12 protein-coding genes and 2 pseudogenes are annotated in these 15,137 nt (G+C 65.7%); 4 read left to right on the top strand and 10 right to left on the bottom strand.

The features are described from left to right. Nucleotides 1-99: 99 nt before the first annotated feature. Nucleotides 100-1,941 (top strand): calcium-binding protein, encoded by a 1,842-nt coding sequence (locus KHC19_RS07540; RefSeq protein WP_213351719.1) that lies wholly within the window; start codon nucleotides 100-102, stop codon nucleotides 1,939-1,941. Between the two features lie 167 nt (nucleotides 1,942-2,108). Here the strand turns inward: KHC19_RS07540 and KHC19_RS07545 are convergent, their stop codons facing one another. From KHC19_RS07545 to guaB, 5 genes are all read right to left on the bottom strand, one after another. Then, entirely contained in the window at nucleotides 2,109-2,390 is a 282-nt protein-coding gene (locus KHC19_RS07545) for a hypothetical protein (RefSeq protein ID WP_246548348.1), read from the bottom strand. A gap of 232 nt (nucleotides 2,391-2,622) precedes the next feature. Continuing rightward, nucleotides 2,623-4,194: a glutamine-hydrolyzing GMP synthase gene (guaA, locus tag KHC19_RS07550; RefSeq protein ID WP_213351720.1), complete on the bottom strand. Its 1,572-nt coding sequence runs from the start codon at nucleotides 4,192-4,194 to the stop codon at nucleotides 2,623-2,625. A 71-nt stretch (nucleotides 4,195-4,265) separates the two neighbouring features. Further along, on the bottom strand, nucleotides 4,266-5,567 hold the full coding sequence (locus tag KHC19_RS07555; protein WP_213351721.1) for an RsmB/NOP family class I SAM-dependent RNA methyltransferase: 1,302 nt from the start codon (nucleotides 5,565-5,567) through the stop codon (nucleotides 4,266-4,268). A 15-nt stretch (nucleotides 5,568-5,582) separates the two neighbouring features. Continuing rightward, nucleotides 5,583-6,020 carry an MAPEG family protein gene (locus tag KHC19_RS07560; RefSeq protein WP_213351722.1) on the bottom strand — a complete coding sequence of 146 codons (438 nt, stop codon included), beginning with the start codon at nucleotides 6,018-6,020 and terminating at the stop codon, nucleotides 5,583-5,585. 61 nt (nucleotides 6,021-6,081) lie between these two features. Continuing rightward, entirely contained in the window at nucleotides 6,082-7,572 is a 1,491-nt protein-coding gene (gene guaB / locus KHC19_RS07565) for an IMP dehydrogenase (protein WP_213351723.1), read from the bottom strand. 307 nt (nucleotides 7,573-7,879) lie between these two features. Here guaB and KHC19_RS07570 point away from each other — a divergent pair, with 307 nt between their 5' ends. Beyond that, the gene (locus KHC19_RS07570; protein WP_213351724.1) at nucleotides 7,880-9,316 is read left to right on the top strand and encodes an MFS transporter; all 1,437 of its coding nucleotides are present in this window, start codon (nucleotides 7,880-7,882) and stop codon (nucleotides 9,314-9,316) included. Between the two features lie 11 nt (nucleotides 9,317-9,327). Here KHC19_RS07570 and KHC19_RS07575 read toward each other — a convergent pair whose 3' ends face one another. Both KHC19_RS07575 and KHC19_RS07580 read right to left on the bottom strand, forming a co-directional pair. Beyond that, nucleotides 9,328-10,077, bottom strand: coding sequence for an RlmE family RNA methyltransferase (locus KHC19_RS07575; protein ID WP_213351725.1), 750 nt, complete (start codon nucleotides 10,075-10,077; stop codon nucleotides 9,328-9,330). Continuing rightward, the gene (locus KHC19_RS07580) at nucleotides 10,074-11,198 is read right to left on the bottom strand and encodes a Ppx/GppA phosphatase family protein (RefSeq protein WP_213351726.1); all 1,125 of its coding nucleotides are present in this window, start codon (nucleotides 11,196-11,198) and stop codon (nucleotides 10,074-10,076) included. Before KHC19_RS07580 ends, KHC19_RS07575 begins: the two co-directional genes overlap by 4 nt. Before the next feature lie 736 nt (nucleotides 11,199-11,934). Here KHC19_RS07580 and KHC19_RS07585 point away from each other — a divergent pair. Both KHC19_RS07585 and KHC19_RS25835 read left to right on the top strand, forming a co-directional pair. Further along, on the top strand, nucleotides 11,935-13,302 hold the full coding sequence (locus tag KHC19_RS07585) for a site-specific DNA-methyltransferase (protein ID WP_246548350.1): 1,368 nt from the start codon (nucleotides 11,935-11,937) through the stop codon (nucleotides 13,300-13,302). Further along, nucleotides 13,292-13,399 (top strand): annotated as a pseudogene (locus KHC19_RS25835) (DUF5681 domain-containing protein); the annotation flags it as partial. The gene KHC19_RS07585 and the pseudogene KHC19_RS25835, both read left to right, overlap by 11 nt. A gap of 75 nt (nucleotides 13,400-13,474) precedes the next feature. Here the strand turns inward: KHC19_RS25835 and KHC19_RS25840 are convergent. The 3 genes and pseudogenes from KHC19_RS25840 to KHC19_RS26320 form a co-directional block, all read right to left on the bottom strand. Then, on the bottom strand, nucleotides 13,475-13,711 hold the full coding sequence (locus KHC19_RS25840; RefSeq protein WP_246548454.1) for a hypothetical protein: 237 nt from the start codon (nucleotides 13,709-13,711) through the stop codon (nucleotides 13,475-13,477). Continuing rightward, nucleotides 13,662-14,612, bottom strand: coding sequence for an MFS transporter (locus KHC19_RS07590; protein WP_343207671.1), 951 nt, complete (start codon nucleotides 14,610-14,612; stop codon nucleotides 13,662-13,664). The genes KHC19_RS25840 and KHC19_RS07590 overlap by 50 nt, the downstream gene beginning before the upstream one ends. 85 nt (nucleotides 14,613-14,697) lie before the next feature. Further along, nucleotides 14,698-14,994: pseudogene (locus KHC19_RS26320) on the bottom strand (hypothetical protein); the annotation flags it as partial. Nucleotides 14,995-15,137: the final 143 nt, after the last annotated feature.

The following is a 15,137-nucleotide window of genomic DNA, read 5'->3' on the forward strand; positions in this document are numbered from 1 at the left end:
GGCTTCCGCGGAACTCGCCTCTTACGTTGGGTCAAAAAAATGTGTATTTTCTGATCGCTTTTCAGAGACCGCCCATCCACGCGACGAAAGGGCAGCTCCATGGCGATCAGCTATGTCTATACCGGCCAACCGATGAACGGGACGGCCAATGATGATTTCGTCATCGGCTTCAAGGGATCGACCGGCACCGACAACAATACGATCAACGGAAACGGCGGTGACGACTGGGTGATGGCCGATAGCAGCGACACCTGGATTCCGAACGCCTCCTATCTCAACGGTTCCATCGCCAACGCCTTCAATCTCGAAACGCTGACCAGCACGTGGACGACCAGCGAAAATCCGCTGATCGGAAACAGTACCATTCCACACACCACGGTGATCGCCGAGGCGACGATCGGCCAGAGCGAATTCTACCGGGTTGCGGTTGGCGCCGGCCAGACCATCACGATCGACATCGATTTTGGCAGCCAGACGTCGATCGGCGTGACGCGCGATCTGGTGATCGAGCTTCAAGACAGTCTGGGCAATATCATCGCCACGGCGGACGACAGCCTGGTCACGGATGGCGGGCTGGGTTCCTTCCCGTCCACGGCCGGCAGCATATCGTCCTACGATCCCTATCTTTCCTACACTCTGGCCAATGCCGGCATCTATTACATCAATATCCGGCCCTTCGGCGGCGGGCCCGGCTCGACCTTTACCGAAAACAACACTTTCCTGATGAACCTATCGGTGACTGGCCACGCGGCCAGCGCGACGAACCCGGTCATGGGCAGCGACATCGTTAATGGCGGTGCCGGCAATGATTCGCTGTTCGGCCAGGGCGGCGGCGACACCATCAATGGCGGCACGGGCGACGACTTCATTGATGGCGGCAGCGGCATCGACACCATCAGCGGCGGCGACAACAACGACACGATCTATGGCGGTAACGGCAGCGAGGAGAATGTGCATGGTGACAATGGCGATGACATTCTCTATTCGGGCGGGGAAGGTCATTACTACGGAGACGCCGGAAACGACAGAATCTATGCTGGTGAGACCCAGGGAATAAACGAATTCCTTGATGGCGGCACGGGCGTCGATACGCTCGATACCACCAGCTGGAACGGCCTCTATGTGATCGATATGGTGACCGGCGCGACCAATTTCGGCGAAAGCTTCACCAATTTCGAAAACCTGATTGCCGGCAACGGCAGCGACACGATCACCGGCACCTCGGCGGCCAATATCATCAAGGCCGGCGGCGGCACGGACACGGTCCTCGCCGGCGCGGGCGATGACGAGGTCGCGGGCGGCGCGGGCGACGATACCCTCGATGGCGGAGATGGGAGTGACACGCTGGACTATTCGGCCAGCAACGCCGCCGTCACGATATCGCTTGCCATCGAAACGGCAAGCGGCGGCCACGCCCAGGGAGACACGTTCGCCAATTTCGAGAATGTGATCGGCAGCGTTCTCGGCGACATCTTGTCCGGCGATGTCGGCAGCAATGTCCTCACCGGCGTGGAAGGCAACGACATTCTCTATGGCGATGCGGGCAACGACATGCTGAACGGCGGTCTCGGCAACGACGTCCTCTATGGCGGCATCGGCCGGGACGGGCTCAATGGCAATAGCGGCGCCGACCGCTTCGTCTTCAAGTCCGTCAGCGAGATGAGCACCTCTTCGGCGCTGCGGGACTATATCGCCGACTTTTCCCATGCCGAGGCCGACAAGATCGATCTGTCCGGGATCGATGCCAACACCGCTGCTTCCGGCAACCAGGCCTTTACCTTCATCGGCCCGGCGGGCTTCCACGGCGTCATTGGCGAGTTGCGCACCGCGACCACCAGTGCCGGCACCGAGGTCTATGGCGACATCAATGGCGATGCGGTGGCCGATTTCGACATCCACCTCAAGCCGATGGCCCTGGTCGCCAGCGATTTCATCCTGTGAGGTCTCGACAGGAGGCGGCCTGCTTCGCCCCCTCCCTCCGCTCGATCCAGCCCCGGCTTGTCAGCCGGTGCGCCTCATGACGGCATGTGAAACGGCCGTTCGCCGTGCCGAAGGGGCGAGCCGGCCAACATATGGCTGGCTCGACAGGTCGCGCTACTCGGCGGCGGTCATCCGGCTGCGCGTGGCCATGAGCGGGTCGGCCACCGTGCCGGTCTCCTCCATGTCCTTCTCGAGGCGACGAACTCGTCGTTCATGATCGCCCGGACATTGAAGTCCTCATGGGCGATGATGCCGTGGACGCGCCGGCGCTGCATGCCCATATTGCCGCCGTCATAGATCGGCAGCACCGAGGCCTCGCGCAGATATTTGCCGAACTTGTGCTCGGTGCTGAGGCTGTTGACATCCACCACCTGGACGCGGACGAAATCGGTGCCCCAGACGCTGCACATGATACCGCAAACATGCCGCTTGATCGCGAACCTCAGCAGGTACTCGTGGATCTGGACGACCTCAAGGCGCCCCTCCACCGAGCGAATAGGTAATGCAGCGTTAGTTCACTATGGAATATAGGTCACGGCTCTAGAGTGCAAAGTAATATTCGGTATATATCGTAGACAATTGCAAATATGATACCAAAATAGATACTCTACGCTACGCTTATATACGCCACAACACTACCCCTCATTCCCACTCGATGGTCCCGGGTGGCTTCGACGTCACATCGTAGACCACGCGGTTCACGCCCTTCACCTCGTTGACGATGCGCGTCGCCACGCGGCCGAGGAAAGCCATGTCGAACGGGTAGAAATCCGCCGTCATGCCGTCCACCGAGGTCACCGCGCGCAGGCCCACCACATAGTCATAGGTGCGGTAGTCGCCCATCACGCCCACCGTCTTCACCGGCAGGATCACCGCGAAGGCCTGCCAGATGGCGTCATAGAGCCCGGCGCGACGGATCTCCTCCAGATACACCTCGTCGGCGAGACGCAATATGTCGAGCTTCTCGCGGGTGATCTCGCCCGGGCAGCGGATCGCCAGACCCGGCCCCGGGAAGGGATGGCGGCCGACGAACACTTCCGGCAGGCCGAGCTCGCGGCCGAGCGCGCGCACCTCGTCCTTGAACAGCTCGCGGAGCGGCTCGACGAGCTTCATGTTCATCCGCTCGGGAAGGCCGCCGACATTGTGGTGGCTCTTGATCGTCACCGACGGGCCGCCGGTGAACGACACGCTCTCGATCACGTCCGGATAGAGCGTGCCCTGGGCGAGGAACGCTGCGCCGCCGATCTTCTTCGCCTCGTCCTCGAACACGTCGATGAACAGCTTGCCGATGGTCTTGCGCTTCACCTCGGGGTCGGTGACGCCCTCGAGTGCCTTGAGGAACAGCTCCTCGGCGTCCACATGCACCAGCGGGATGTTGTAGCTGTCGCGGAACAGCGTCACCACCTTCTGCGCCTCGCCGAGACGCAACAGGCCGTGGTCGACGAAGACGCAGGTGAGCTGGTCGCCGATCGCCTCATGGATCAGCACCGCCGCGACGGAGGAGTCCACGCCGCCGGACAGGCCGCAGATCACCTTTTCGGTGCCCACCTGCTCGCGGATGCGCTTGATCGCCTCCTCGCGGAAGGCCTTCATCGTCCAGTCCGACTTCAGCCCGACGATGTTGTGCACGAAATTGGCGAGCAGCTTGCCGCCATCCGGCGTGTGCACCACCTCGGGATGGAACATGGTGGTGTAGTACTGCCGGCCCTCATCGGCGGCGATGGCGAAGGGCGCGTTCTCCGAGGTGGCGATGACGCTGAAGCCCTCGGGCAGCTGCGTCACCCGGTCGCCATGGCTCATCCACACCGGGTAGCGCTTGCCGACTTCCCACACACCGTCGAAGAGCGGGCTCGCCGCCCTGATCTCGACATCGGCGCGGCCGAACTCGGCGGCGTGGCCGCCCTCGACGACACCGCCGAGCTGGGTGGCGAGGGTCTGCTGGCCATAGCAGATGCCGAGGATCGGCACGCCGCTGTCGAACACCGCCTGCGGGGCGCGGGGGCTGCCCTCGCGGGTCACCGAATCCGGGCCGCCGGAGAAGATCACCCCCTTCGGCTTCAGCCGCTCGAACGCCTCGGCGGCGTTCTGGAAGGGATGGATCTCGCAATAGACGCCGGTCTCGCGCACGCGCCGCGCGATGAGCTGCGTGACCTGCGAGCCGAAGTCGATGATGAGCAGGGTGTCGTGGGTGGGGGTGTCAGCGGTCTGGGTCATGGCGGGCTTCTAATCGCTGTCCTGTGTCACGTCCACAATCAAAGGCACTTCTGCAAAAGGCACGTTCGCCGTCACGCCGCGCGGGCGAGCAGGCTGACGAAGAAGCCGTCGGTGCCGGTGCGCCGCGGAGTCAGCAGCAGGCCCTCCGCGCTGGCGAGCGCCGCCTGCTTCAGCCGGATGCCGCGCTCGCCGAGCGCCAGCACGGTGTCGTCCGGCGGCACGACGGCAAAATCAGGGTGGCGGGCGAGGAATGCCCGCACCTGCCCGCCATTCTCCTCGTCCAGCAGCGAGCAGGTGACATAGGCGATGCGCCCGCCGGGCTTCACGAAGCGGACGGCGGCGTCCAGCACCTCGGCCTGGTCCTTCTGCCGCTCGGCGAGGGCGCCGGGGCGCATGCGCCACTTGGCGTCCGGGTTGCGGCGCCAGGTGCCGGTGCCGGTACAGGGTGCGTCGACCAGCACGAGGTCCATGCGCGCTTCGAGATCGGCGAGCACGTCGGTGGCACCGCGCGGGGTGCGCACCTGCACGTTGCGCACCCCGGCGCGCTGCAGCCGCTCATGGATCGGGGCGAGCCGGCGCATGTCGCTGTCATAGGCGTAGAGCTGGCCGGCATTGTCCATCAGCGCCGCGAGTTCCAGCGTCTTGCCGCCGCCGCCGGCGCACAGGTCCAGCACCTGCCCACCGCGCGGCGGCGCGGCGAGGATGGCGGCGATCTGCGAGCCCTCGTCCTGGATTTCCACCTGCCCCTTGATGAAGGCTGGCTCGGCGGTCAGCGCATGCGCCTTGCCGTCCGCCTCGAAGCCGATGCGCAGGGTTAGCGGCGACCAGTCGGTGGTGGCCGGGTTGAGGTGCGCCAGCGCCTCGGTCGCCTTCTCCGGCGCGGCCTTCAGCGTATTGATGCGCAAATCGAGCGGCGCCCGCTCGGCGAGCGCCTGTCCCTCGGCCGCCCGGGCCTCGCCGAACACCGCGGCGAGCGAGGCGTCGAGCCATTCGGGATAGTCGCCGGCGACCGGCGCCGGGGCGCCGTCGAGGCTGCCGGCCTCCAGCTTGCCGCGCTCCTCCTCGGTGAGCGGCGCCGGTCCGAAGCGCGAGCCGTCGCACAGCGCGGCAATGGCATCCACATCGAGCCCGCGCGCGAGCTTCAGAGCGCCCAGCGCCAGCGCCCGCCCCTCCTCCGCGCCCATCAGATAGGCGGCGGAGGCCTTGCGGCGCTCCACGTCATAAACCAGCGCCGCAATGGCCGCCCGATCGCCGGAGCCGGCGAAGCGATGGCCGCGGCCCCACTCCTTCAGCACCTCGGAAGCGGGGCGCCGATCGGCGGCGATGGCATTGACGATGTCGATGGCAGCGGCAAGCCGCGCGGAAGGGGTCATGTTACGATCCGACAATCACGGCACGATCGGCGCGAAGAGGATGGAGAGGGCGAAGAGGAGCCACATCGCCATCAGCGCCAGCACGCCGATGAAAAACAGCGAGAAGCGCGGCCCGATGGCATTCGGACCGCAATGAATGCCGGCATGGATCCAGCGGCTGGCCACGAAGATCCAGGCGAGGACGATATAGAGAAAGTCCGCCTTGCGCGTCACCAGCACCAGCCCGCTCAGCACATAGAACAGAACCGGCACCTCGAACTGGTTGCGCAGGCAGTTCGAGGCCTGCCGCACCTTGAGCGGCCAGACCTTTTCCTCGCCTGCCGCCGCCCCGTCACGATCGGTGACCTGCCCGCTCTTCACGGCCTGCAAGCGCAGCCACCCCAGCCGCAGCAGCACCGCGAAGGTGAGCAGCACCATCGCGAAGACCGGCAGCAGGATGGTGGTGTAGGTCATGGTCCCGAAGCCCCGAGGAGGGAGCGTGCCGCCGGGAACCCGATCCCCGGCGGCATCCTTGTCAGGTCCGCGAGGGGTAGTTCGGGCTCTCGCGGGTGATGGTCACGTCGTGGACATGGCTCTCGCGCAGGCTGGCGCCGGAGATGCGCACGAACTGCGCCTTCTCGCGGAACTCGGCCAGATCGGCGCCGCCGACATAGCCCATGGCGGCGCGCAGGCCGCCGGCGAGCTGGTGCAGCACGCCGGATGCCGGCCCCTTGTAGGGAACCTGGCCTTCGATGCCTTCCGGCACCAGCTTCAGCGTGTCCTTCACTTCCGCCTGGAAGTAGCGGTCCGCCGAGCCGCGCGCCATGGCGCCGACCGAGCCCATGCCGCGATAGGACTTATAGGAGCGCCCCTGGTACAGATAGACCTCGCCCGGGCTCTCGTCGGTGCCGGCGAGCAGCGAGCCGATCATCGCGCATTCGGCGCCGGCGGCCAGCGCCTTGGCGAGATCGCCGGAGAACTTGATGCCGCCATCGGCGATCACCGGTGTGTCGAGCTTGCTGGCTTCTTCCACCGCGCCGAGGATGGCGGTGAACTGCGGCACGCCGACGCCGGCAACGATGCGGGTGGTGCAGATCGAGCCCGGCCCGATGCCGACCTTCACCGCATCCGCCCCGGAATCGATCAGCGCGCGGGCGCCCTCGCCGGTGGCGACGTTGCCGGCCAGGATCTGCACCTTGTTGGAAAGCTGCTTGATGCGGCTCACCTGGTCGAGAACCTTGCGGGAATGTCCGTGGGCGGTGTCGACCACCACGAGGTCGACGCCGGCATCGACCAGCAGTTCGGTGCGGCGGAAGCCGTCCTCGCCCACCGTGGTGGCGGCGGCGACGCGCAGGCGCCCCTGCTCGTCCTTGGTGGCGTTGGGGTTGGCGACCGCCTTCTCGATGTCCTTCACGGTGATCAGGCCGACGCAGCGATAGTCGCCGTCCACCACCAGCAGCTTCTCGATGCGGAACTGGTGCAGCAGCTTCTTGGCTTCCGCCTGCTCGACACCCTCATTGACGGTGATGAGCCGGTCCTTGGTCATCAGCTCGGCGACCGGCTGGTCGGGATGGGTGGCGAAGCGCACGTCGCGATTGGTGAGGATGCCGACCAGCTTGCCGCCGCGCCCGTTCGGGCCGCGCTCGACCACCGGGATGCCGGAGATGGAATGCAGCTTCATCAGCGCCAGCGCGTCGGCCAGCGTCTGGTCGGGGTGGATGGTAACGGGATTCACCACCATGCCGCTCTCGAACTTCTTCACCTGCCGCACATGCTCGGCCTGCACCTCGGGATCGAGGTTGCGGTGGACGACGCCGAGGCCGCCGGCCTGCGCCATGGCGATGGCCATGCGCGACTCGGTCACGGTGTCCATGGCCGAGGACAGGATCGGCAGGTTGAGCTGGATGGTGCGGGTGACCCGCGAGCCGATATTGACCTGACCAGGCATCACATCGGACAGGCCGGGCTTCAGCAGGACATCGTCGAATGTAAGCGCTTCCCGCGCGAGGCCGTCGATCACCGGCATCGCCAACTCCCGATTTGGGGCAGGCGGGGACGACCCGCATGTGCCCGATGAATGGAATGGTCAAAGCGACACGGGCAGCAAGATCGCCCGCTCTCTTCGAGTTGGCGAGGGCTCATACCATGGCCCGGCCGCCATTCCTAGCGGTCTCGCTCTGTGCGAAACGCATTGCCGCCCCGCGTCTGGCCGCCCTTGCGAATTGCAATGACGAAGACGCGAGATGACGGAGCGACACGCTCGCGATGCGCCGGCCATATGGCTATAGAGACCTGCCGCCCTTCCGATCCGGCGATCAAGACGGATACAGCCCGTGCGCCCCGAACGTCTCGTTCCGCTCATCGTCGCCTGCGCCCTGTTCATGGAGCAGCTCGATTCGACGGTGATCTCTACCTCGCTCCCGGCGATCGCCGTCGATCTTCATGAAGATCCGATCGCACTGAAGCTGGCCCTCACCTCCTACCTGCTCAGCCTGGCCGTCTTCATCCCGGCAAGCGGCTGGTTCGCCGATCGTTTCGGCTCGCGCACGGTGTTCCGCGCCGCCATCGTCGTCTTCACCATCGGATCGCTGCTCTGCGGGCTCGCCACCTCGCTGACGGATTTCGTGATCTACCGCATCATCCAGGGCATGGGCGGGGCGATGATGGTACCGGTCGGGCGGCTGGTGATTCTGCGCACCGTCCCCAAGGGCGAACTCGTGTCGGCGCTGGCCTGGCTGACCGTCCCGGCCCTGCTCGGCCCGGTGCTCGGGCCGCCGATCGGCGGCTTCATCACCACCTACTTCGACTGGCGCCTGATCTTCTTCCTCAACATCCCCATCGGCATCGTCGGCGTGGTCCTCGCCAGCCTGTTCATCCCGGATATCCGCGAGGAGGACGTGGCCCCGTTCGACCTGCACGGCATGCTGCTCTCGAGCGTCGGCCTCGCCGGCCTCGTCTTCGGCTTCGCGCTGCTGGGGCAGCACGCGGTGGCTCCCTGGATCGCGCTGTCGGTGATCGCCGTCGGCGCCGTCGCCATGACCTTCTATGTGCGCCACGCGCGGCACACCGACCGGCCGATCCTCGATCTGACGCTGTTGAAGGTACCGACCTTCTTCGCCGGCGTGGTCGGCGCCTCGCTGTTCCGCATCGGCATCGGCGCCCTGCCCTTCCTGCTGCCGCTGATGCTGCAGCTGGGCTTCGGCATGACGCCCTTCGCCTCGGGCCTGATCACCTTCGCCTCGGCGGCCGGCGCCATGACGATGAAGCTCACGGCGGCCCCGATCATCCGCGCCTTCGGCTTCCGCCGCGTGCTGATCGTCAATTGCGTGATCGCCTCGGCCTTCATCGGCGTCTCCGCCTTCTTCCGGCCGGACATGCCGCATCTGGTCCTGATCGGCGCGCTGCTGTTCGGCGGCTTCTTCCGCTCGCTGCAATTCACCAGCACCAACGCGCTGTCCTATGCCGACATCTCCAACGAAGCGATGAGCCGCGCCACCAGCTTCGCCAGCGTGGCGCAGCAGGTGTCGATCTCCACCGGCGTCGCGGTAGCGGCGCTGATCCTCGACGGCATGCGGAGCTGGCGCGGCGACGGCACCATCCAGCTCGAGGACTTCAGCGTCGCCTTCACGGCGGTCGCGCTGATCGCCGTCTGCTCGGTGTTCTTCTATCTGCGCCTGCCGGACGACGCCGGCGCCGAACTTGCCCGCAAGCCGGGCAGCAAGCCGGCCGCGCCGACCGAGGCGCCGGGCGAGATGGGCAGCACCGCCTGATCGCGGCGGCGTCAGCCCTCGCTGTCCTCGTCGCTGGAGGTGTCCCTGTTCTGGCGCCCGCGAAAGCCGGTCGCCACCACATAGAGCTCGGCCGAATCTGCCCGGCTCGCCTGCGGCTTCACATGGCGCACGGTGGCGAAGTCGCGCTTGAGCTCGGCGAGCAGCGCGTTCTCGGTGCCGCCCTGGAACACCTTGGCGACGAAGCCGCCGCCGGGGGCCAGCACCTGCCGGGCGAAGTCGATGGCGAGCTCGACCAGCCCGACGATGCGCAGATGGTCGGTCGCCCGGTGCCCGGTGGTGTTGGCGGCCATGTCGGACAAAACGAGATCGGCCTCGCCGCCCAGCATCTGCTTCAACGTGGCGGGAGCATCGTCCTTGAGGAAATCCAGCTGGGCGAAGTCGACGCCCGGAATGGGGTCGATCTCCAAAAGATCGATCGCCACCACCTTGCCGCGGCCTTCCTCGGCCTTCACCGCCTTCGCCGCCACCTGGCTCCAGCCGCCCGGCGCCGCGCCGAGATCGACCACCCGCAGGCCGGGGCGCAGCAGCTTCACCTTCTCGTCGATCTCGATGATCTTGAAGGCCGCGCGCGAGCGCCAGCCCTCGCGCTTGGCACGGGCGACATAGGGGTCGTTCAACTGCCGCTGCAGCCATTTCTGCGACGACGAGGACAGCGAACGCGCCTTCTTCAGCCGCACCTTCAGCGGCCGCGCCTCGCCGCGGCCCGCGCCCGGCCCCTTGCCCGGTACCCGCTCATTCATCGATAGGCTCCGCTGCGCCAGACACGATCGGCGCGCATCAGTTCGACCAGAATACCCTCGCGCAGCCCGCGATCCGCGACGCGAAGACGGTCACAGGGAAAGGCGCGGCGCACGGCTTCGAGAATCGCACAGCCCGCCAGCACCAGATCCGCCCGCTCCGCGCCGATGCACGGATTGGCGACCCGCTCGGAGAACGGCATGGCGAGAAGGCGATCCACCACGCCGCAGACCTGCGGCGCATCCAGCCAGGCACCGTCGACCTGGGAGCGGTCATAACGGGGCAGATCGAGATGCACGCCGGCAATGGTGGTGACGGTCCCGGACGTGCCGAGCAGATGCAGCCGGCCGCAATCATGCGGTCCCACCGCGCTGACGAAGCTGTCGAGGTGCGGGCGAAACTCGTTCACCATCGCTTCGAAACCATCGCGCGTCACCAGCACCCCGCCATGGCGCTCCGCCACGGTGACGACGCCGAGCGGCACCGATACCCAGGCACGAATGACCGCCGCCGGCGGGCCGCCATCGCGCGTTTCGAGCCGATCCAGCCAGACGACCTCGGTCGATCCGCCGCCGATATCGAACAGCAGCGCCCCTTCGGACGAGGGGTCGACCAGCGGCGTGCAGCCGGCGGCGGCGAGGCGCGCCTCGGTCTCGCGATCGACGATCTCCAGCTGGAGGCCGGTCTCCGCCTCGACCCGGGCGATGAACGCGTCACCATTGACCGCCGAGCGGCAGGCCTCGGTGGCAATGAGCCGCTGGCCGGCGATGCGCCGCGCCGACAGCTTCGAGGCACATACGCCCAGCGCCTCGATCGCCCGGCTCATCGCCATCTCGCCGAGACGGCCGGAGCCGATCAGCCCCTCCCCCAGACGCACGATTCGTGAAAAGGCATCCACGACGCGGAAGCCGCCCGCCGTCGGGCGTGCGACGAGCAGGCGGCAATTATTGGTGCCGAGATCAAGCGCCGCGTAGCAGGAATCACCCTGCGGGCGGTCGGCCGCGGCACCGTCGCCGCGCCGGCCATGCCAATGGCGCGAACGATGGCGCGTCTGCGGCGGCTCCTCCCTGCACGGCCACGCGGCCGGCCGGAGATCTGCCGGTTTATGGGTCTCATCGACCATTATTCTGTCCCCGGCCGAAGCCGATCGAACCGATCACCAGCGCGAGGCGGCGACGCGGCTCCGTTTCATGTGTTGCATGAAATGTAACATCGGTGCCGACTTGTGCAATGAGCTTGATGCGGGGGCACGACGAACCGCGGGGACGAAAGCGACGCCGGCCGTTATCCGGCAGTTAGCTTGAGGCAAATGGAAAAAATCGTCACGCCGCATGTGGGCGAGGCCGCCGTGTGGCGAGAACCGTTCTCCACCTGCATTTCCCTGTTTTCTCGGAAATCTGGCGACTTCCGGTGCGGACAGCCCTCGCCGCGGGGCGCTAAGCGCCTAACATACCGTCGCTTCTAGCTATTCTCGTCCGCTCGACCCGCACGGATGAACAGAGAATTCGCCCACGAAAAACAGGGAATTTGTGTTCGGTAGAACAGGGAATTTGGCAGCGGACGGCGGCTCAGAGCACTCCACTCGTATGACTCGTCCAATTCGCGCCGCGACCACCCTTGGTGACTTGAGCGCAAGAGGGACATCCAAGCTATCATGGTAGCCGGTAGCGAGATAGTAAGCACGCCATACCCTTAGGAGTTGCGCGAACTCGTTTTGTTCTCGCAACCTAAAATGGTCCGTATGAGTCGCGGAGAGCGATGAACCGGACATCCGAAGGCCTACGACTGGATGGGAGATCAGTCATGAGCACGACGCCGTTCCGCCACGCCATGACCCCTGACCTTTTCGGAGAGACCCTTTGTCAAAATCATCTGCCCGCGCGGCGTCTGCCCTGCATGCGCTCGTCGAGCGCCCCATCGCCTCGCTAAAACCCTACGCGCGGAACGCACGTACCCATTCGGAGAAGCAGATCCGCCAGATCGCGGCGAGCATCGAGCGCTTCGGCTTCGTCAATCCGGTGTTTATCAGCGATTCTGGTGAGATCGTCGCCGGCCATGGTCGCGTCGAGGCCGCCAAGCGGCTCGGACGATCCAGTGTCCCGACGCTGACGCTCTCCCATCTGAGCACGGCCGAGCTGCGCGCCTATGTGCTGGCCGACAACAAGCTCGCCCTCAATGCCGGCTGGGATCGCGAACTGCTGGCGATCGAGTTGCAGGGGCTCATCGACCTTCAGTTCGAAGTCGAACTCACCGGCTTCAGTCTGGCCGAGATCGATCTGGTGCTGGATGAGGCGCGCGAGGCCAAGCCGGATGGCAAGGATGTCCCGGAGGACGATGTTCCCATCGTCGGTGGCGCGGCGGTCAGTGCTCTCGGCGACATCTGGCATTTGGGACGTCACCGGCTGATCTGCGGCGACGCCCAGAATCCAGACACTTTCCGCGCGTTGATGGGCGAGGAGAGGGCCGATCTCGTCTTCACCGATCCGCCGTACAACGTGAAGATCGACGGCAATGTCTGCGGGCTTGGCAGCGTGCGGCACCGCGAATTCGCCTTCGCCAGCGGCGAGATGAGCGAGGATCAGTTCACGAGCTTCCTCGCCACCACGCTCGGCAACACCGCTTCCGTCATGCGCGATGGCGCCATCGCCTTCGTGTGCATGGACTGGCGGCATATGGGCGAGATGCTGACGGCAGGACGAGCCTGTTTCACCGAGCTGAAGAACCTCGTCGTGTGGAACAAGACCAATGGCGGCATGGGCAGCTTCTACCGCTCCAAGCATGAGCTGATCTTCGTGTTCAAGAAGGGCGATGCTGCGCATACCAACAGTTTTGGACTGGGCGGAACCGGCCGGCACCGGACCAATGTGTGGGACTATCCGGGGATCACCAGTCCCGGCAAAGCGCGCGGCGAGGAACTCGCCATGCATCCGACGGTCAAGCCGGTCGCCTTGATCGCCGACGCTATCCGCGACTGTTCACGACGTGGCGAGATTGTCGTCGATGGGTTTGGCGGCTCGGGCTCGCCCCTGATCGCCGCGGAGAAGACCGGACGGCTGGCCCGGTTGATCGAGTACGATCCCTTGTACTGCGACACCATTGTGCGGCGCTGGGAGCGGGTGACGGGCAAGCGAGCACGTCATGGTTCCAGCGGCCTTGGTTTTGAAGAGCATGAGGAGAGGATGCTCGCCGCCCCCGCGCACGCCGGAGGCGCGGCCCATGAGTGCTGATTGGGACGACAAGCCGCTTGGTTATGGGAATCCTCCCGTCTGGACGCAGTTCCAGAAGGGGCAATCGGGCAACCCGCGTGGCCGACCTCGCAAACAGAAGCCGTCCGGCTCTTCACTCGAATGGAGCCGCGTCATTGGCAATAGACGCCTCTGGGCATGCGCCGTGGAGGGGTCAAACCTGCCTCTCTGCCTTGTCGTGCGGAGGAGGCGCCAGCCGGACGAGGGTGATACTCAGAGCCGCGCTTCCAGCGAGACAGAAGGCAATGCAAAGGACGGCGACGATGAGCGCCTGAGTGATGGCGGCCGGATCGGTTCGCGCGCCCAGTACTTCGTAGAAGATCCCACCGATCACGGCGATGCTAAGCGCGGTGCTGACCTGGAGAGTCGAGCTGGCCATCCCGGCGATCATGCCGGAAAGTCCGGCGCGACCCGGCCGTCACCATCGCCATCAGGGTCGGCAGCGCGAGCCCTTGCCCAAAACCGATGACGAACAGGAGGGCGGCAAGCGGCATTGGCGCGGGATGCACGCCGGTCAGTGTCGCCGCAATGAGCCCGGCCAGCCCCAGGAACCCGACAACTTCCAGCCCCATGCCGATCGCATTGACATAGGCGCCGAAGAGCCGCCGGCAAAATGGCGTCGACAGTGGTCCGAACAGGAAGCCGGCCCCAAACGGCAGGAAGGCAAGGCCGGTCTGCAGCGGGGTTACCTGTAATGCGCCCTGTAGATAGACCGAGAACAGCAGGAAAAAGCTGCCGATCGAATAGAACAACAGCGCGATCAGCAGCGCGCGGCCCAGTCCCGGCACCCGCAAGGCGCTCGGATCGAGCAGAGGGGCGCCGCCCGCACCTGCGAGCCGGGTCTCATAACGCCAGAAGAGCCACGCCAGCAGCGGCGCCCCGACGAGCAAGACCCAGGACCAGAGCGGCCAGCCAGCTTCGCGCCCCTCGATCAGCGGCACAAGCAGCGCACCAAGCGTCAGCATCGACAGCGCCATGCCGCCGAGATCCAGCCGGTGTGCGTCGCGCGCGCGTGTCTCTTTCAGCAGAGGAATGCCGAACAGCAGGACGAGCATCGCCACCGGCAGGTTGATCAGGAAGATCGCCCGCCACCCCAGCCCCATGAGATCTAGTGAGATCAGGACGCCGCCGGATGCTTGCCCGACCACCGCGGCCAGACCGAAGATCGCACCATAGATGCTGAGGGCGAGCGGCTTCTCCCCCTCCGGGAAAATCGCCTGCACCGAAGCGAGCGCCTGGGGCGCCATCACGGCGGCCGTTACGCCCTGCAATGCGCGCCCGGCGACCAGCACCCAGGACGACCAGGCGAAGCCGCAGCATCGAGGCGGCGGCAAAACCGATCAGGCCGAGAAAGAACACACGGCCGCGACCGAACAGATCGCCGAGCCGCCCACCGGTCGTCAGCGTCACGGCATAGAGCGCGGCATAGGAAGAAATGACGAGCTGCTCGGCCGACGAGGAGGCGCCCAATTCTCCCCGGATCGAGGGGAGCGCCACATTGACGATGAAGAAGTCGAGCGGCGGCAGGAACGCACCGACCAGCAGGATCACGAACATCGTCCAGCGCCGCGGCTCGAGCAGGGCATCACCGTCCCGGACCATAGCGGCCGTAAGGGCCGCAGCTCCACATGTTGTCACGCGCATGAGTGTATTTCCGTTCTTGAACCTAGACATCGCTGCCGACGATCAATTCAGGCCGTCCTGTCCAGCATCGAGTGCCGAATCCCGGGCGTGCGTGTCGAAATCGGTGGCAATGGAGATGTCGCGCCAGGCGGCGATGTCGGCCCGGAAGGCGTCCAGCTTCCTTTCCGCTACCG

This window comes from Ancylobacter oerskovii, assembly GCF_018390555.1.
Classification (GTDB): Bacteria; Pseudomonadota; Alphaproteobacteria; order Rhizobiales; family Xanthobacteraceae; genus Ancylobacter; species Ancylobacter oerskovii.